16 protein-coding genes are annotated in these 17,493 nt (G+C 68.1%); 12 read left to right on the plus strand and 4 right to left on the minus strand.

Annotated elements, in window-relative coordinates:
• Positions 1 to 1,368, minus strand: a 1,368-nt coding sequence (pyk, locus tag ACXJKR_RS07655) for a pyruvate kinase (RefSeq protein WP_457322093.1), incomplete at its 3' end; no start/stop codon positions are given.
• Positions 1,369 to 1,514: 146 nt separating this feature from the next.
• Positions 1,515 to 2,480 carry a porin gene (locus tag ACXJKR_RS07660; protein WP_457322095.1) on the minus strand — a complete coding sequence of 322 codons (966 nt, stop codon included), beginning with the start codon at positions 2,478 to 2,480 and terminating at the stop codon, positions 1,515 to 1,517.
• Between the two features lie 209 nt (positions 2,481 to 2,689).
• Between ACXJKR_RS07660 and ACXJKR_RS07665 the strand changes: the two genes are divergently transcribed.
• Positions 2,690 to 4,657, plus strand: a complete 1,968-nt coding sequence (locus ACXJKR_RS07665) for a methyl-accepting chemotaxis protein (protein WP_457322097.1) — start codon at positions 2,690 to 2,692, stop codon at positions 4,655 to 4,657.
• Here ACXJKR_RS07665 and dhaK (ACXJKR_RS07670) read toward each other — a convergent pair.
• Together dhaK (ACXJKR_RS07670) and ACXJKR_RS07675 are read right to left on the minus strand one after the other, a co-directional pair.
• Positions 4,643 to 5,626, minus strand: a complete 984-nt coding sequence (gene dhaK, locus ACXJKR_RS07670; protein ID WP_457322099.1) for a dihydroxyacetone kinase subunit DhaK — start codon at positions 5,624 to 5,626, stop codon at positions 4,643 to 4,645. The genes ACXJKR_RS07665 and dhaK (ACXJKR_RS07670) overlap by 15 nt on opposite strands.
• Before the next feature lie 47 nt (positions 5,627 to 5,673).
• Positions 5,674 to 6,708: a LacI family DNA-binding transcriptional regulator gene (locus tag ACXJKR_RS07675; RefSeq protein ID WP_457322101.1), complete on the minus strand. Its 1,035-nt coding sequence runs from the start codon at positions 6,706 to 6,708 to the stop codon at positions 5,674 to 5,676.
• A 307-nt stretch (positions 6,709 to 7,015) separates the two neighbouring features.
• Between ACXJKR_RS07675 and ACXJKR_RS07680 the strand changes: the two genes are divergently transcribed.
• The 11 genes from ACXJKR_RS07680 to ACXJKR_RS07730 form a co-directional block, all read left to right on the plus strand.
• On the plus strand, positions 7,016 to 8,350 hold the full coding sequence (locus ACXJKR_RS07680) for an ABC transporter substrate-binding protein (RefSeq protein WP_457322103.1): 1,335 nt from the start codon (positions 7,016 to 7,018) through the stop codon (positions 8,348 to 8,350).
• 103 nt (positions 8,351 to 8,453) lie between these two features.
• Positions 8,454 to 9,356 carry a carbohydrate ABC transporter permease gene (locus ACXJKR_RS07685; RefSeq protein ID WP_457322105.1) on the plus strand — a complete coding sequence of 301 codons (903 nt, stop codon included), beginning with the start codon at positions 8,454 to 8,456 and terminating at the stop codon, positions 9,354 to 9,356.
• Positions 9,353 to 10,387 (plus strand): carbohydrate ABC transporter permease, encoded by a 1,035-nt coding sequence (locus tag ACXJKR_RS07690; RefSeq protein ID WP_457322108.1) that lies wholly within the window; start codon positions 9,353 to 9,355, stop codon positions 10,385 to 10,387. Before ACXJKR_RS07685 ends, ACXJKR_RS07690 begins: the two co-directional genes overlap by 4 nt.
• Complete coding sequence (locus tag ACXJKR_RS07695; protein ID WP_457322110.1) at positions 10,384 to 10,557, plus strand: hypothetical protein; 174 nt, start codon at positions 10,384 to 10,386, stop codon at positions 10,555 to 10,557. The genes ACXJKR_RS07690 and ACXJKR_RS07695 overlap by 4 nt, the downstream gene beginning before the upstream one ends.
• 5 nt (positions 10,558 to 10,562) lie before the next feature.
• On the plus strand, positions 10,563 to 11,669 hold the full coding sequence (locus ACXJKR_RS07700; protein WP_457322112.1) for an ABC transporter ATP-binding protein: 1,107 nt from the start codon (positions 10,563 to 10,565) through the stop codon (positions 11,667 to 11,669).
• Complete coding sequence (locus ACXJKR_RS07705; RefSeq protein ID WP_457322114.1) at positions 11,662 to 12,672, plus strand: ABC transporter ATP-binding protein; 1,011 nt, start codon at positions 11,662 to 11,664, stop codon at positions 12,670 to 12,672. The genes ACXJKR_RS07700 and ACXJKR_RS07705 overlap by 8 nt, the downstream gene beginning before the upstream one ends.
• A gap of 34 nt (positions 12,673 to 12,706) precedes the next feature.
• Positions 12,707 to 12,901, plus strand: a complete 195-nt coding sequence (locus ACXJKR_RS07710; RefSeq protein ID WP_457322116.1) for a hypothetical protein — start codon at positions 12,707 to 12,709, stop codon at positions 12,899 to 12,901.
• Between the two features lie 33 nt (positions 12,902 to 12,934).
• A complete protein-coding gene (gene dhaL, locus ACXJKR_RS07715; protein WP_457322118.1) occupies positions 12,935 to 13,561 on the plus strand; it encodes a dihydroxyacetone kinase subunit DhaL in 627 nt (208 codons plus the stop codon).
• Positions 13,562 to 13,583: 22 nt separating this feature from the next.
• Positions 13,584 to 14,567: a dihydroxyacetone kinase subunit DhaK gene (dhaK, locus tag ACXJKR_RS07720; protein ID WP_457322120.1), complete on the plus strand. Its 984-nt coding sequence runs from the start codon at positions 13,584 to 13,586 to the stop codon at positions 14,565 to 14,567.
• Between the two features lie 7 nt (positions 14,568 to 14,574).
• Positions 14,575 to 15,708, plus strand: a complete 1,134-nt coding sequence (locus ACXJKR_RS07725; protein ID WP_457322122.1) for an ABC transporter substrate-binding protein — start codon at positions 14,575 to 14,577, stop codon at positions 15,706 to 15,708.
• 78 nt (positions 15,709 to 15,786) lie between these two features.
• The coding region (locus ACXJKR_RS07730) for a sensor histidine kinase (protein ID WP_457322124.1) at positions 15,787 to 17,493 on the plus strand (1,707 nt) is incomplete at its 3' end.

Here is a 17,493-nt window from a genome sequence, read left to right on the forward strand (position 1 = left end):
GGGCATGCCCGAGGCCACGATGACGATGTCGCCGGATCGGGCAAAGGACTCGTGCCGCGCCATCGAACAAGCCTGGGACACCATGTCGGGGACATCGGCGATGAGGGCGCTGGAGTGCACCGAATGCACGCCCCAGACCAGGGCCAGGCGTCGCGCGATGTCGAGTTCGGGTGTCATGCTCAGCACCGGTACAGCAGGCCGCTCGCGGGCCGCGCGCAGGGTGGTGGTGCCGGAGCGGGTGTAGGTGACCATGACGGCGACGGGCAGCAGGCTCGCCGTCTGGCGCAGGGCCAGGCAGATGGCGTCGGCCACCACCGGTTGGGGCGCGGTGTGTGAGGCATCGAGGCCCGCGCGGTAGAGGGGGTCGGCTTCCACTTCCGCAATGACCCGCCGCATCATGGCCACGGCCTCGCGGGGGTATTTGCCCGAGGCCGATTCGGCCGAGAGCATCACGGCGTCCGCGCCCTCGTAGACCGCGTTGGCCACGTCCGAGGCCTCGGCGCGGGTGGGCACCGCGGAGCTCACCATGGATTCGAGCATCTGGGTGGCCACGACCACCGGCTTGCCGGCAGCGCGGCAGGCCCGCACGATGCGCTTCTGGATGCGCGGCACCTGCTCGGCCGGCAGTTCAACGCCGAGGTCGCCGCGCGCCACCATGATGGCGTCTGCCGCGTCGATGATGGCTTCCAGCGACTCGATGGCCGCGGGCTTCTCCAGCTTGGCCAGCACCCCCGCGCGCCCTTGAACGATGGCCTTCACTTCGTGCAGGTCCTCGGGGCGCTGCACAAAGGACAGCGCGACCCAGTCCACGCCCAGGCTCAGGCCGAAATCGAGGTCCGCGCGGTCCTTGGGCGTCAGGGCCGAAATGGGCAGCAGGACCGAAGGCAGGTTGACACCCTTGCGATCGGACAGGGTGCCGCCGACGATGACTCGCGTGTCGGCGAAGTTCGGGCCGCAGAGCAACACCCTCAGCCTGAGCTTGCCGTCGTCGATCAGCAGGTCGGTGCCGCGCTCCAGGGCCGCGAAGACCTCGGGGTGGGGCAGGGGGGCGCGCGTCGCGTCACCCGGCGTCGGGTCGAGATCGAGGCGGAAGCTCGCACCTGCGATGAGCTCGACCGAGCCTTCAAGGAGGGTGCCGATGCGCAGCTTGGGGCCCTGCAGGTCGAGCAACACGGCGATGGGCCGGCCCTGCTCGGCCTCCAGGCGCCGGATGATGGTCAGCCGCTCGGCATGCTGGGCGTGGCTGCCGTGACTGAAGTTGAGGCGAAAGACATCGGCGCCGGCTTCGAGCAGGCCCCGAATGGTGTCGATGTCGGAGCTGGCAGGGCCCAGGGTGGCGACGATCTTGGCTTGGCGGTGGCTGTTCATGCTGGGCGGGGATTGGCGCGGAGCGCGCCTCTCAAAAAAAGCGCTGACCCCAGGTGGAGCCAGCGCCGAACCGACGCCCGCGCCGCATGCGCTTGGCGTCGGGACGGTGCCGATGCAGTTCCCGCAATCGGCACCCCCAATCGGGCTCAGAAGGCGTGGAACATGCCCAGCGCGTAGCCGGACTTGTTGGTCCCGGCCGGGGCTTTGCTGTCGTTGGCGACGACTGCGAAGACGTTGGTCCGGGCCGAGAAGTTGTACTTGTAGCCCAGCGAGAACAACTGCTCGACGCGCACGCCGCCCTGGTCCTGCACGTCATAGGAACCAATGAAGGCACCTGGCCCCGCCGGTGCGCTGAAGCCCACCAGCAGGTTCTTGCGGCTGACCCGCAGCGCATCCCGACCCGAGCCATAGCCGGCGTAGAGCTTGACCGCGCCGAAGTCGTAGTTGGCGGCCAGGGAAAGCCACCTCTCGTCCTTGCTGCCGTCGTTCGAGACCTCGTAGCCGGCGCCGAGATACAGCGGGCCGTCTACGTAGCTCAGGCCGACATTGGCCGGCTTCTTGCCGCCGGGCCCCGGGCTTTCGGCGGACATCTGGGCGCCGAAGCTGAAGCCACCGACCGAGTTCTCGTAACTCACCGAGTTGTTGACCCAGAAGGCGCCCAGACAACCGCCCGAGTAACCCGGGCCGCAGCCCACCGAGCCGTAGGTGCCTTGGCCCAGGGTGCCCATGCCGAAGGGGTCGGCGGCGTACTGGGATTTCAGGAAGGCCTGCGACCACCAGCRCCCCAGCTTGAGCGAGCCAAGTGACTCGCTGCTCAGGCCGACCCAGGAGCCGCCCTTCCAGAACGTGGTGCCGCCGCCCACCGTGCCGTCGTCCGGGTTGAGGCGGTGCTCCAGATAGAACGAGGCCTTGAGGCCGCCGCCCAGGTCCTCGGTGCCTTTGAAGCCCAGCCGGCTGCCGCCCATGTCGTACAGCTTGGTGCCCGGCGAATCGTGGGTCTGCCGGCCGGCCTGGGCTTCGATGAAGCCGAACACCGTCACCGACGACTGGGCCCATGCCGTACCGGCACAGCACACCAGCGCTGCCGCCCCCGCCATCAATCGCTTGTCCATCATATTTGTCTCCTGAGTGATTTAGTTGAGTCAATTCCGTCAAGAACGTTCTCAGCGATAGGCCGTTGCGTAGCAACGTGTTAGCGCCGAGAAGAAATATTAAATCAATCTAAACACATCAGCAAGACAAAAATATTGCACTACACTACATCAGCAGAGCGGCGCGGGCACTGGGCTCCGTAGTCGCCACCGAGCCACCGGAGACAAACATGCTTTCGAGCCCACTTGATCGCGCCTCCCCCACCCGCAGCGTCGCCCGCCGCATCACCTTGTTCGGGGGCGCTTTCCTGATCGCGGTGCTGGCCCTCATCTGCGGCGTGATGTCTTTCATGCTGGGCAAACGGGCTCAGGAGCGAACGGTGTCCTGGGTGGATGCCAAGGTCGAGGCGGTGGCCCAGGCGGTCGATGCCTACGACGCCACCGCCAAGCTGCTGGTCGAGCGCTTCTTCAAGGTTTTTGGCGACCAGTTCGGCAAGAACTTCACGCTCGACGAGGCCAACGGCCGCCTGCTGCAGCTGGGCATCGCCCAGAACGATTACCACAGCCCCTGCGACAAGTTCACCGAGTTCACCGGCGGGGTCGCCGCGGTGCTGATGAAGCGCGGCAACGGCTTCGTGACCGTCAGCACCTCACTGAAGAACGACCAGGGCGAACGCGCCATGGGCATGCAGGTGGATGCCTCTCACCCCGGCACTGCAGCGCTGCTGGGTGGCCAGCCCTTCGTGGGCCGGGCCAGCCTCTACGGTCGCTCCTTCATCACGCGGCTGCAGCCGATGCGTGATCTGCAGGGGCAGGTCGTCGGCGCCTTGTTCGTCGGCTTCGACCTGACCGACTTCGACCGCTCGCTGGAGCGCATGGTGGCCGGCGCCCGCTTCTTCGACAGCGGCGGCGTCTATGTGCTGGACCCGCGCGGCGGCAACGCCGAACAGGCGACGCTGATGCTGCCGCCGCAACTGCGCGGCCGGCGCCTGGCCGAGGTGGCGCAAGGTGCGCCCGAGCTCCTGGCCGCCTTGCGCGCCGCGGCCCCGGGTGAGGAGCTGAGCGGCGTGCGCCCGGTCCTGCAGCCCGAAGCGAATGACCGCTTTGCCGTGGCCCGGCCCAGCGCCGGCACCGGCTGGATCGTCGTCGGCGAGGCCTCGGCCAGCGAGGCGATGCGCCAGCAATGGGCCACCTTGATCCCGTTTCTCGTCATGTTCGGCGTGGCCGCGGTCGCGCTGTGTGCCGGCCAGTTCCTGCTGATCCGCAGCTGGGTCGCGCGGCCGCTGCACGCCCTGGTGCAGTCGCTGGACCGCGTGGCCGATGGCGACCTGTCGACGCCGGTGCCGGTGGGCCGCGACGACGAGATAGGCAGCATGACGGGCGGGGTCGAACGGCTGCGGCTGCGCTTCATCGAGATGCTGGGTGCCGTGCGGGCCTCGGCCGATGCGATCTCACTGGCCTCCTCGGAGATCGCCTTGGGCAACCAGGACCTGAGCCAGCGCACGGAGGAGACCGCCGCGCGCCTGCAGCAGACTACCTCCGCCATGGAGCAGGTGCACGGCAATGTGCTGCAGACGGCCGAGGCCACGCGCCTGGCCGACAGCCTGGCCTGCAATGCCTCGGAGGCGGCCGAGCGCGGTGGCGCGGCGATGCGCGATGTGGTGCTGAAGATGGGCAGCATCTCGGCCAGCAGCCAGCGCATCGCCGAGATCACCGGGGTCATCGACGGCATTGCCTTTCGCACCAATATCCTGGCTCTGAATGCCGCCGTGGAGGCGGCGCGGGCCGGCGACAGCGGGCGCGGTTTCGCCGTGGTGGCCACCGAGGTCAGAAACCTGGCTCAGCGCTCGGCGGCGGCGGCCAAGGAAATCAAGGAGCTGATCGCCGGCAGCGTGGACGAGGTGCAGGGCGGGGCCAGGCTGGCCGATGCGGCCAGCGCGCGGGTGCAGGAGATCCTGGTCGGCGTGCGGCGGGTCAATGCGACGCTGGGCACCATCAGCGCCAGCACCCAGGAGCAGTCGCTGGGGCTGGGCGACATCAACCAGGCGGTGTCGACGCTGGACCGCATGACGCAGCAGAACGCCGCGCTGGTAGAGCAGTCGGCCGCCGCCGCTGCGAGCCTGAAGGGGCAGGCGGCCGCCCTGGTCGGCGAGATCGCCCAGTTCCGGCTGGAGGCCGTGCCGCTACCAGCGCAGTGAGGCCGTGGTGACGGGCGCGTCCCACAGCGAGGTGAGCTCGTCGTCCAGCGCCGTCACTGTCAGCGAGGCGCCGGYCATCTCCAGCGAGGTCGTGTGATTGCCCACCAGCCAGCGCTTGACCTCGAGGCCTTCGGCGCGCAGCCGCTCCGTCGCGATCTTGTTGAGCAGGTGCAGCTCGATCAGGGGCGTGCCGCCGAAGCCGTTGACATGCAGCAGCACCTGGCGCCCGGCCTTGATGGCCAGGTCCTTGAGGATGGGCTCAAGCAGCATTGAGATGACTTCATCCGCCGGTACCACCGACTGCCGGCGGCGCCCGGGCTCGCCGTGGATGCCGACGCCGACCTCCATCTCGCCGGGGCCGATGGCAAAGGTGGGGCGGCCTTCCCGCGGCACGGTGCAGCTGCTCAGGGCCACGCCCATGGAGGCGGTGGCATTGTTGATGCGCACGCCGAGGGCCTTGCATTCGTACAGGTCGGCGCCGGCCTCCGCGGCTGCGCCCAGCATCTTCTCGACGATCAAGGTGCCGGCGACGCCGCGCCGCCCGACGGTATGCGTCGAATGCTCGACCGCCACGTCGTCATCCACCAGCACGATGGTGCAGTCGTCGTCGAGCATTTCGCTGGCGACCTGGAAGCTCGTGGTGTCGCCGGCGTAGTTCTTGACGATCATCAGCACGCCCTGGCCGGTCGACACCTGGCGTGCCGCGGCGACGATCTGGTCCGGGCTGGGGGCGGTGAACACCTGGCCGGGGCAGGCGGCGTCGAGCATGCCTGGGCCGACATAGCCGGTGTGCAGCGGCTCGTGGCCCGAGCCTCCACCGGCAATCAGGGCGACCCGGCCCTGCTTGGGTGTGCGGCGATGGACGAACAACGGTGACTCGTTGAGCGCCAGCAGATCCTGGTGGGCCAGTACCAGGCCCATGGCGCTGTCCCGCACCAGATCGTCAATCGTGTTGACGAATTTTTTCATCTGCCAGTCCCGTCCTTGGCCCATTATTTACCCCGGTCGCAACGAAGTCACGCCAGGTTTTCCGCCGTGATGATCTCCACCCTCGAGTTGGTGATGGACAGCGCGCCGCGCACGCCGTCGCACAGGGCGCGCAGCACGCGCCCTGCCGAGTTGACGGCGTACTGCACGTCCTGGTGCAGTAGGTAGCTCAGCGTGCCGGAGAGCAGCATGGAGCGGTGCACCTCGAGCAGGTCGTGGGCGACGAACATGAGGTCGTRCCCATAGCCCTGCTCGCTCAGGGCCCGGCCAATGCCGAAGCTGCAGGGGCCGACGTTGTAGAGCGCGTCAATGCGCTCGCCGGCCGCCTCGGCGACGAGGGCGCTGCGCGCGTATTCGAAGGCCTCGTCCTCGGTTTCGGGCAGGTCGAAGAGCCTCAGCACCTTGGCTTGCGGAAAGCTTTCCTCCAGCACCTGCTGAAAGCCGATGCGGCGGTCCAGCTCGGCGGCGAAGCGCGTGGGCGGGGAGAGCAGGGCGCACAGCGTCGGCACGTCGCGCCGCAGTGAGCGGCCCACCAGCAGCCCCGCGGTGCGGCCGGCGGCGCGGTTGTCCGCGCCGATGGCGGTCTCGCGCAGCGAGCCGGGCACGTCGGAGAACAGGGTGACCACGTGCACACCGCCGCGCACCAGCTCATTGATGGCCAGCTTGACCGGCGGCACATCGGGCGCCAGCACGGCGATGCCGTCGAGGTCGGACAGCTTGGCCAGTTCCGCGGCAAAGGCATTGGGGTCGCCGGCCGGGATGCGGTGGGTGATCTCGGTGATGTGCTGATGCCGGAAATCGCCCGCCGCCTGGGCCACGACACGGTCGACGAGATCAAAGAACCCCAGCCGCGCCGCCGGCAGCACGAAGGCGAAGCGATAGCCCGAGGTGGAGCGCGGGCGGCCGCGGATGGGCGTGCCGCCACCCAGCAGGGCCATGGCCTCTCGGACCTTGCGCACGGTGACCGGGTTGACGCCGGGCCGGTTGTTCAGGACCCGGTCGACGGTGGCGGTGCTGACGCCGGCGGCCTCGGCGATCTTGGTGATGGTGACCGGGGTCGACATGGGCAGGTCAGGAAAAGAAGCCAAGAAGTAAATCCATCCCAGTGTCGTCGATTTGTCACCACGGGCCAAGCGGGGTGCGCCGGCCCTCCCTTGGCCACCTCTGCGCGCCAGGCGAGACCCATCTCACGAAGTCATTGATTGATTTAGTGTTAACCATGAGTGATTTACTTTTTGATGTGCATAAACTAGCTTTCAGGTAGTCACCCAGTGTTCCTGGGTGGCAGCCCAAGCCGAGGCCGGCCCCGTGTCGCGCCCCAACTGCAGCCCGCGGCGCATGACCGCGGGTCCTCAAAACAGGAGACATACGATGAGCTACAACAAGAGCAAGCTGGCCGTGGCAGCGAGCGTGTTCATGGCGGCCGCGCTGGTCAGTGGTGGTGCGCAGGCCCAGCAAAAGCAGCTGACGCTGTGCTGGGCCGCCTGGGACCCCGCCAATGCCCTGGTYGAACTGTCCAAGGACTTCACCGCCAAGACTGGCATCCAGATGAAGTACGAGTTCGTGCCCTGGCCGAACTTCGCCCAGCGCATGCTCAATGAGCTGAACTCCAAGGGCAAGCTGTGCGATCTGCTGATCGGCGACAGCCAGTGGATCGGCTCCGCCGCGACCGAGGGCCACTACGTCAAGCTCAACGAGTTCTTCGACAAGAACGCCATCAAGATGAGCGACTTCGCGCCCGCCACCGTCGAGGGCTACTCGACCTGGCCCAAGGGCACGAAGAACTACTTCGCGCTGCCGGCCATGGGCGATGCCGTGGCCTTCACCTACCGCAAGGACTGGTTCGCGCGCCCTGAACTGCAGGCCGAGTTCAAGCAGAAGTACGGCCACGACCTCGTCCCGCCCAAGACCTGGGACGAGTTCAAGCAGATCGGCCAGTTCTTCCAGAACCGCGTGATCGACGGCAAGAAGGTCTACGGCGCGGCGCTGTACACCGAGCGCGGCTCCGAGGGCATCACCATGGGCGTGGCCAACACCATGTACGCCTACGGCATGGAGTACGACAACCCGAAGAAGCCGTATGACATGAAAGGCTTCATCAACTCGGCAGGCGCCGCCAAGGGCCTCAAGCTCTACAAGGACCTGTACGACTGCTGCACGCCGCCGGGCCACTCCAACGCCTACATGAGTGAAGACCTGGACTCCTACAAGTCGGGCCAGGTAGCGATGCAGATGAACTTCATCGCCTTCTTCCCGGGCATCTCCAAGGACCCACAGGTCGGCGGCGAGAAGACCGGCTTCTTCCCCATCCCCAAGGGCGACAAGCAGTTTGCGCAGCTCGGTGGGCAGGGCATCTCGGTCGTCAAGTACTCCGACAAGAAGGACATGGCGCTGGAGTACATGAAGTGGTTCGCCCAGCCGGCCATCCAGCAGAAGTGGTGGGACGGCGGCGGCTTCACCTGCCTGAACGCCATCCTCAACCAGCCGGGCTTCCGCACGAGCACGCCCTACGCGGCGGTGTTCCAGGACTCCATGAAGATCGTCAAGGACTTCTGGGCCGAGCCGACCTATGCCCAGCTGCTGCTGGCGATGCAGAACCGTGTACATGACTACGTCGTGGCCGGCAAGGGCACGCCGCAGTCGGCGCTGGACGCGCTGCAGAAGGACTGGGAAGAGGTCTTCAAGGAAGACGGCAAGTTGAAGTGACCGCAGCCGTCACGCGGCCGGTGACTTCGTTGACACCGCCGGCCGCGTGACACGCGGACCRGAGGGCGCTGCCCTCCGGCCTCCCTACCCCTCGGAACAGATCATGCAGACCTCACTCTCTGGTCGACAGGGCCTGTCGGACCGCACGCTGGCCTGGTTGTTCGTGGCACCAACCATCGTGTTGCTGCTGGCGTTCAACATCTTCCCCCTGCTGTGGACGATCTACCTGTCGCTCACCAACTACCGCGCCAATCGGCCCAACGCGGACACGCTCTGGGTCGGCATCAGCAACTACCAGCGCGTCCTCAATGACCCGGCGATCTGGGAAAACATGCGCGCCACCGCGCACTTCCTGGTCAGCTCGATCGCGCTGCAACTGCTGCTCGGCTTCGGCCTGGCGCTGCTGCTCAACCGGCGCTTTCGCTCGCACAGCTTCTGGAGCACCGCCATCCTGCTGCCCATGATGCTGGCCCCTGCGGTGGTGGGCACCTTCTGGAAGTATTTCTTCGAGCCGCAGTACGGCATCTTCAACTACATCATCAATTTCTTCGGCGGCCCGGGCACCTTCACCATGCTGGGCGACACCCAGCTCTCGCCCTGGGCCATCGTGCTGGTGGACACCTGGATGTGGACGCCCTACGTGATGCTGCTGCTGCTGGCCGGCCTGCGCTCCATCCCGCCCTATCTCTACGAGGCCGCCGAGATTGACCGCGCCTCGGCCTGGACCAAGTTCTGGCGCATCACCCTGCCCATGGTGATGCCCTTCATCATCCTCGCGCTGCTGTTCCGCACCATCGAGAACTTCAAGATGTTCGACCTGGTCGACCAGCTCACCAGCGGCGGTCCCGGCACGGTGACGGAACTGGCCTCCATCAAGCTCAAGCGCGAGGCCTTCGAGAAGTGGCGCACCGGCTATGCCTCGGCCCTGGCGATCATCATGTTCGTCTCGATCTATGGCCTGTCGCTGGTCGCCGTCCGATTCCTCGAGAAGGTGAAGCAGCGATGAAAACCCTTGCCTCAACAATCCCGAATGTGGGTTCGACCTCGGTCGATCTCGACCTCCTCGCGGCATCGCCCGCCGCGCCGCGCGGCCGCCCCGCGCTGACCTCGCCGCTCGAACCGAGCACGCGGTCCAAGTGGCTGGCCGGCGTGCTGGTGATCGGCTACGCCATCGTCTCGCTGATCCCGCTGGCCTGGATCTTCATGACCAGCCTGCGCACGCCGCAGGACGCGATCGCCTACCCGCCCAAGGTGGTGGCCGAGCAGTCGCTGGTGGGCTATGTCAACCTGTTCACGACCCGCTCGCGGGTCTCGGCGGAGGAGCTCGCCGCGCTCCCCCCGCCCGCGACCTGGTACGAGAGCCTGGTGCGCGACCAGCAGATGATCCTGGCCGGCCCGTCGCGCTTCATCGATCGCTACTCGAACTCGTTGCTGATCGGCTTCGGCTCGACCCTGCTGTCGGTGGTGTTGGGCACCTTGGCCGCCTATGCCTTCTCGCGCTTTCGCGTGCCCGGCAAGGACGACCTGCTGTTCTTCATCCTGTCGACGCGGATGATGCCGCCCATCGCGGTGGCCATCCCGATCTACCTGATGTTCCGCAACGTCGGGCTGAACGACACCCACCTCGGCTTGATCCTGCTGTACACGGTGGTGAACCTGTCGCTGTCGGTCTGGCTGCTCAAGGGCTTCATGGATGAGATCCCTCGCGAGTACGAGGAGGCCGCCATGGTCGACGGCTACACGCGCTGGCAGGCCTTCCTGAAGGTCGTGCTGCCGCAGGCCGCCACGGGCATCGCCACCACGGCCATCTTCTGCCTGATCTTTGCGTGGAACGAGTACGCCTTCGCCCTGCTGCTGACCAGCGGCACGGCCCAGACCTCGCCGCCCTTCATCCCCACCATCATCGGCGAGGGTGGCCTCGACTGGCCTGCCATGGCCGCGGGCACCACGCTCTTCCTGCTGCCGGTGCTGCTGTTCACCGTGCTGCTGCGCAAGCACCTGCTGCGTGGCGTGACCTTCGGAGCGATCCGCAAATGAAGCAATTCTTCCGCCGCGCGCCGTGGGAACACGGCACCACCGCGCTCATCGGCCTGGGCCTCGCGATGCTGATGCAGCCCTGGTCCATCGATATCTACAGCTACGGCTTCACCGTGCTGCTGGCCGGCGTTGTCGGCTACAGCATCGCCGGCAAGCTACCGCAAGGGTGATCACGATGGCAGAAATCCAGATCAGACACCTGCAGAAGCGCTTCGCCGACTTCGCCGCGGTGCACGACTCCTCACTGGTGCTCGAGGACGGCAAGTTCGTCGTGCTGCTGGGCCCGTCCGGCTGCGGCAAGACCACCACCCTGCGCATGATCGCCGGCCTGGAATACCCCACGGGCGGCCAGATCACGCTGGACGGCGTGGACGTCACCTACCGGCGGCCGCGCGAGCGCGACATCGCCATGGTGTTCCAGCTGTTCGCGCTGTATCCCCACATGGGTGTGCGCGACAACCTCGAGTTCCCGCTGCGCAACGAGGGCATCCCGCGCCCCGAGATTGATCGCCGCGTGCGCGAGGTGGCCGGCATCCTGCGCATCGAGCATCTGCTGGGCTCACGCGTGGGTGGGCTGGCCGGTGGCGACCGCCAGCGCGTGGCCCTCGGCCGCGCCATCGTGCGCCAGCCCAAGGCCTTCCTGATGGACGAGCCCCTGGGCACGCTGGACGCCGAGTTCCGCGAGCTGATGTGCGTGGAGCTGCGCAAGCTGCACGACCGCCTGCGCACCACCACCGTCTTCGTCACCCACGACCAGAACGAGGCCATGGCCCTGGCCGACCACATCGTCGTGATGAACAAGGGCGAGATCCTGCAGGCCGACGACCCGCAGGGCATCTACAACTTCCCGTCCTGCGTCTTCGTGGCGCGCTTCATCGGTCGCCCACCGATGAATCTGCTGGACCTCAGCGGCGCCGTCGAGATGGGCACCGCCCAGGTCCGCCTGGATGGCCGCATGGTCGACGTGCCCCAGGTGCTGGCCCCCGCCGCGCGGGCGCTGCTGGGCATACGCCCCGAGCATGTGCGCCTGCTGACGCCGGGCGAAGGCCTGGCCGGCGAGGTCGCCGGCGTCGAGTACTTCGGCTCGCATTGGGTGGCTGAGGTCCGCACCGACGCCGGCCCGCTGAAGGCCGTTGTCGACAAGGCCAGGCGGCCCGAGGCCGGGGAGCGCGTCGGCGTGGGCTTCGATGCCCACCGCGTCATCCTCTTCGACGCCGGCACCGAGCGGCTGCTGCCCAGCGCCACCACCATCGCCCACCGACCGAGCATGCGCCATGGCTAGCATCACACTTCAAAGCGTCACCAAGCGATTCGGCGACGTCACTGCCGTCGACGGCCTGGACCTGGACATCGCCAACGGCGAGTTCTTCGTGCTGCTCGGCCCCAGCGGCGCGGGCAAGACGACCACGCTGCGCCTGATCGCGGGCCTCGAGACGCCCGACACCGGCCGTGTGCGGCTCAACGGCGCCGACATGACCAGCTCGGCACCTGCCCAGCGGGACTGCGCCTTCGTGTTCCAGCAGTACTCGCTCTATCCCCATCTGAGCGTCTACGACAACATGGCCTTCCCCTTGCGGGCACCGATGCGCCGCATCGACGAGGCGGAGATCCGTCGCCGCATCGAGCGGGTGGCCGCGGTGCTGCACATCGAAGGCAAGCTGCAGCGCAAGTCCACCGCCCTGTCCGGCGGCGAGATGCAGCGGGTGGCGATCGGGCGGGCGCTGGTGCGCGAGCCTCGCGTCTACCTGATGGACGAGCCGCTCTCCTCGCTGGACGCCGGCCTGCGCGAGGAGCTGCGCGTCGAGCTCAAGCGCCTGCAGCGGGCCAGCGGCGCGACGGTGGTCTACGTCACGCATGACCAGGTCGAGGCCACCACTCTGGCCGACCGCATCGCCATCCTGGAGCGGGGTCGCATCGAGCAGGTGGGCACGCCCGCGCAGATCTACGACCAGCCCGACTCGATAGAGATTGCCCAGCGGCTGGGCTCGCCCGCGGTCAATGTGCTGCCGGTGGCCTGGTTCGCCGGCCGCCCCGACCCGCGCGCCGCCCATGTGGCGATACGCCCGGAAGACGTGCAGATGTCCGTTGCCGACGGCGAGCAGGCCTTTGACGTCATCGAGTGCTCGCTGGTCAAGCACCTGGTGGTGGCGGAGCGCGCCGGCATCGAGGTCCGCGCCCGGGCCCTGCTCGACCACGCCGTGCTGCCCGGCTCACGCGTGCAGCTGGCCTTCCCCGGCGAGCGCTGCATGTTCTTTGACGCCGCGGGCCGGCGCCTCGCCGGCTGATCGCCCGCCGATTGTTCGCTCAAGGAGACCCACCATGAACGAGTCCTACCAGCTGTACTTCCGCTCGCTGTTCAACCCTGGTCACGCCTTCGTCTTTCCCTGCGACGCCGCGGGCCATGTCGATCTGGACGCCTTGAGCGAGCGGGCCCGCGTCAATTACCTGTTTGCCAGAACCGCGGTGGGGCGCGAGTTCACGGCACCCGATGTGCAGCCCCGTGCCATCCACTGAGCCGGCACCCCATCCGAAAGACAAGGAGACAACATGAACACCCTCATGATCACAGAGGCGCTGACAGCGGTTCAGCGCGCCATTCTCGAAAACGAAGCGCAGATCGAATCCCTCGACCGCGCCATCGGTGACGGCGACCACTTCATCAACGTGCGCCGGGGCTGCGAGGTGCTGGTGGCCATGAGCCCCGACCTCAAGGGCCTGCTGCCGGGCGCCGCCCTGCACAAGATCGGCATGAAGCTGCTCGGCACCATCGGCGGCGCCTCGGGGCCCCTGATCTCGGGCTTCTTCATGGCCATGGGCCAGTCGCTGGAAGGCGTCGCCGCGCCGGACCGCCGCCAGTTCGCCACCGCCTTCGCCAGTGGGGTCGACGCGATCAAGCAGCGCGGCAAGGCCGATGTCGGCGAGAAGACCATGCTCGACGTGCTGATCCCGGTGTCACGGCTGCTGCTCAAGCTCACCGACGAGCACACGCCGCTGCCCGAGCTCTGCGCCCAGCTGAAGAGCGAGGCCACACGCAACATGCTGGCCACCCGCGACATGGTCGCGAGCAAGGGCCGCGCCTCCTTCCTGGGCGAGCGGGCGCTGGGCCATATCGACCCGGGCTGCAAGACCTGCGAGGTCGCCATCAGCAGCGTCTGCGACACCGTGCTTCAGTGAAGCGCCAACCACCGGAGACATCATGAAGAAATTCATCAACGACGTCGACTCCGTGATGCGCGAGTCGCTCGGCGGCATGGTTGCGGCCCACCCGGAGCTGCTGCGGGTCGAGTTCGAGCCCACCTTTGTCGCGCGCGCCCAGCGGGCCGAGAAGAAGGTGGCCCTGCTGTCGGGCGGGGGCTCCGGCCACGAGCCCCTGCACGCGGGCTTCGTGGGGCGCGGCATGCTGGACGCGGCCTGCGCCGGCCAGGTCTTCACCTCGCCCACGCCCGACCAGATGCTGGCCGCGGCGGCCGCGGTCCACACCGGGCGCGGCGTGCTCTTCATCGTCAAGAACTACGCCGGCGACATGATGAACTTCCAGATCGCCAGCGAGATGCTCGACCTGGAGAACGCCACCGTGCTGGTCAACGACGACGTGGCGATCGAGGACTCCAAGCACACCACCGGCCGGCGCGGCGTGGCCGGCACCCTGATGGTCGAGAAGATGGTGGGTGCCGCTGCCGAGGCCGGCGCCTCGCTGCAGGAATGCAAGGCCATCGGCGACCGCGTCAACGCGGCCACGGCCTCGATGGGCGTGGCCTTCACCAGCTGCACCGTGCCCGCGGCCGGGCGTGCCACCTTCGACATCGGCGACGACGAAATGGAGATCGGTGTCGGCATCCACGGCGAGCCGGGCCGGCGGCGCGACAAGATCAAGCCGGCCGGCCTGATCGTCGACGAACTGCTTGGCGCCATTCTGGCCGACCTCAAGCCCGCCCGAGGCCGCGAGGTGCTGCTGCACGTCAACGGCTTCGGCGGCACGCCGCTGATGGAGCTCTACCTGCTCTACCACTGCGCGGCCGAGCGGCTGCTCGCCCAGGGCCTGAAGCCGGTGCGCTCGCTGGTCGGCAACTACACCACCTCGCTGGAAATGGCTGGCGCCTCCCTGACCGTCACCCTGCTCGACGAGGAATTGAAGTCGCTGTGGGATGCGCCCGTGCACACGGCCTCCCTGCGCTGGTGAGATCCCCATGCGCCGCCGTCACCTTTGCCTGGGCCTCCCGGCAGCCGCGCTGCTCTCGCTGCCGGCGCGCCGTGCCTGCGCGAGCGAGCTGCCGCCGATTCGGCTGGGCCAGTCGGCGCCCATCAGCGGGCCGCTCGCCCAGGTGGGCCTGGCGGTGCGGGACGCGGCGCGCGCTGTGTTTGCCGACGCCAACGCCCACGGTGGCATCGCGGGCCGGGCGATCGAGCTGATCACCCTGGACGATGAGGACCGCGCGGAACGCAGCGCCGTCAACGTCAAGCTGCTGGCCGCCCAGCACCAGGTCATCGCCCTGTTCGGCTTTGTCGGCGCGGGCGCCCATCGAGCCGGCGCGCGCGGCGCGGCGCAGGAGGGCCTGCCCTATGTGGCCGCCTTCAGCGGTTCGCAGGAGCTGCGCTCCGGGGTGCTGCCCCACATCTACAACCTGCGCGCCGGCCATGTCGACGAGGTGGAGTACATCGTGCGGCACACGCGCGAGGTCGGCATCCGGCGCGTCGCGCTGCTGTCCGAGTACAACTCGCAGGGCTGGGAGCTGCGTGACGCGCTGCTGGCCTCCATCGAGGCGCGCGGCGACCAGGTGGCCTCGATCAGCAGCGTGGACCATGAAGGCAGCCGCTACAGCCTGCCCGGCGCCGTCGCCTCGGTGCTGGCCGGCGCCCCCCAGGCCATCCTGCTGGGCTCCGACTACGTGGCCAGCGCCCGCTTTGTCGATGCCGTCCGCGAGGCCGGCTACACGGGGCTGTTCTATACCCTGTCCACGGTCGGCGGCAATGCGCTGATGGAGCTGCTGGGCGCGCGGGCCGTGGGCCTGTCCGTCACCCAGGTGGTGCCCTTCCCGTGGACGTCGTCCTCGGTGATCGGCCACCAGTTCCGGACCTTTTGCACCCGCCACAAGCTCGAAGCCTCGTTCGCCAGCATGGAGGCCTACCTGGGTGCGAGCCTGCTGGTCGACGCGTTGCGCCGCGCCCGTGAGCCGAATCCGGCCCGGCTGGCTGAGGCCCTGGACACCCTGCCGCCGCGCGATTTCGGCGGCTTTGTGGGGGCCTTCTACGGCAGGACCCGACGCGCCCCGGCGCAGATCGACCTGGCCGTGTTTTCGCGCAACGGGAGGTTCATCAAATAGGCGGGGCAGATCCAAGACACAGGGGGCAAACATTGGGTAGTGGCTGGGGCTTGAAGACCCCGGCATGAGGAAACAGCGATGTGCATCAAAGTCGAAGCTGACGAGAGGCTGCGGTCGCAGATCCACCCGAGTGTGGATGCGGGGGCCGCCGAGCCGGCCGGCTCCACCTGGGCGATGGTCGAGCGGGCCCGGCAGGCCGCGGGTGCGGCCGCGGCGCTCATGTGCACCCGCGCCGATGGGGTCACGGTCGTGGCCGGCCTGTTGCCGGTATCGGCCCAGGGGCTGGTCGAGGCGCTGGCCATGATGGGGACGGCCGTCAAGCCCGGTCAACGTGCTGGCATCGAGCTGCGCAAGAGCTGGGGCCATCAGGTCTGCCAGGAGATGTTTGCCTTGAAGCGCCGCTTTGGCCTGCTCGACCTGTCGCTGCTGGAATGGCCCGACGACCCGGCACTGCCCGGCGCCTGGATGGCGCTGGTGAACCTGGGTCATGAGGGCGCGGGGTGGGTGGACTGTGCCCAGTTGCGCGCCATCGCGGAGTCGCTGGGCGAGCGCTGCCTGCTGCAGGCCCGCATGCAGGAGGCGACGCGCCAGACGCAGCGCCTGCAGGACGTGGCCCGTGCCTCGGGCGACTGGAGCTGGGAGACCGATGCAGACCTGCGCTACAGCTGGGTGCAGGGGGCGGTGGCCGGCGAACTGCCCGCCCTGATCCAGGCGCCGGCCGTTGGCGAGTCCATTCCGTCGGGCCTGGTCGTCAACTGGCTCGGTGAGCCCGAGACACCGCTGCGCGACTTCCACTCGGTGCTGCGCCAGGGCGAGGCCTTTGTCCGCCTGGTGGCCGCGGAGTATGCGCAGGGACGGTTGCGCTATGTGTCGCGCAGCGCCGTGCCCATGCGCCATGCCGATGGCCGCCTGCTCGGCTTTCGCGGGTCGACGCGCGACGTGACCCAGAGCCTGGAGGCCAAGGTGCAGGTCTGGCGTCGCGACGAAGCCCTGCGCCTGGCCAAGGAGCAGGCCGAGGCCAGCAGCCAGGCCAAGTCGCTGCTGGTCTCCAAGGTGAGCCACGAGCTCAGGACACCGCTGAACGCCATCGTCGGCCTGACTCAACTGATCCAGATGAGGGCAGGGCCCACGGGCAACAGCGCCGTGGAGCAGTGGGTGGCCCAGATTGCCAAGACCGGCTGGCATATGGTGGACGTGCTGGACATGCTGATGGAGCTCGGGCGCGCGGGGTCGGTGAGCGCGGCGCTGGCGAGCCGGCCGCTGGACCTCGCGGCCGTGGTGCGTGATGCCATGCAGATCGTCGAACGCGACGCCCAGGCGCGCTGCATCGACATCGCCTTCGACGACCCGCTGCCCGTGCCGGTGCTGGGTGACCGCCGGGCCCTCTGCCAGGTGGTGGTGAACCTGCTGACCAATGCCATCAAATACAACCGGGAGGGTGGCTGGATCCGGCTGAGCGTCAGCCGAGGGTCGGTGTCACGCCTGCTGATCCAGGACAGCGGGCCGGGCTTGAGCGCCGAGCAGCTGGCGCGCCTGTTCCAGCCCTTCGAACGGCTGGGGGCGGAAACCTCCGACGTGGCCGGCCACGGCATCGGGCTGCTGATCTGCAAGGAGTTCGTGGCGGCGATGCAGGGCACCCTGGAGGTTCAGAGCGCGCTGGGCCAGGGCACCAGCTTCACGCTGCTGCTGCCGGCGCCGGTGCCGGTGCCGCAGCCAGCTGGTGTCGCGCAGGAGAGCCTGACGGAATGCGCCGCGGCGGCAGTTGAAGCGGGACCGCGGGAAGAG

The sequence above is a fragment of the Roseateles sp. P5_E11 genome, assembly GCF_054049355.1.

What these genes read in the sequence shown, in the direction of transcription:
- ACXJKR_RS07725 (WP_457322122.1), top strand. Translation starts at nt 14,575, where the DNA reads ATGCGCCGCCGTCACCTTTGCCTGGGCCTCCCGGCAGCCGCGCTGCTC.
- ACXJKR_RS07685 (WP_457322105.1), top strand. Translation starts at nt 8,454, where the DNA reads ATGCAGACCTCACTCTCTGGTCGACAGGGCCTGTCGGACCGCACGCTG.
- ACXJKR_RS07700 (WP_457322112.1), top strand. Translation starts at nt 10,563, where the DNA reads ATGGCAGAAATCCAGATCAGACACCTGCAGAAGCGCTTCGCCGACTTC.
- ACXJKR_RS07665 (WP_457322097.1), top strand. Translation starts at nt 2,690, where the DNA reads ATGCTTTCGAGCCCACTTGATCGCGCCTCCCCCACCCGCAGCGTCGCC.
- dhaK (WP_457322120.1), top strand. Translation starts at nt 13,584, where the DNA reads ATGAAGAAATTCATCAACGACGTCGACTCCGTGATGCGCGAGTCGCTC.
- dhaL (WP_457322118.1), top strand. Translation starts at nt 12,935, where the DNA reads ATGAACACCCTCATGATCACAGAGGCGCTGACAGCGGTTCAGCGCGCC.
- ACXJKR_RS07710 (WP_457322116.1), top strand. Translation starts at nt 12,707, where the DNA reads ATGAACGAGTCCTACCAGCTGTACTTCCGCTCGCTGTTCAACCCTGGT.
- ACXJKR_RS07705 (WP_457322114.1), top strand. Translation starts at nt 11,662, where the DNA reads ATGGCTAGCATCACACTTCAAAGCGTCACCAAGCGATTCGGCGACGTC.
- ACXJKR_RS07695 (WP_457322110.1), top strand. Translation starts at nt 10,384, where the DNA reads ATGAAGCAATTCTTCCGCCGCGCGCCGTGGGAACACGGCACCACCGCG.
- ACXJKR_RS07690 (WP_457322108.1), top strand. Translation starts at nt 9,353, where the DNA reads ATGAAAACCCTTGCCTCAACAATCCCGAATGTGGGTTCGACCTCGGTC.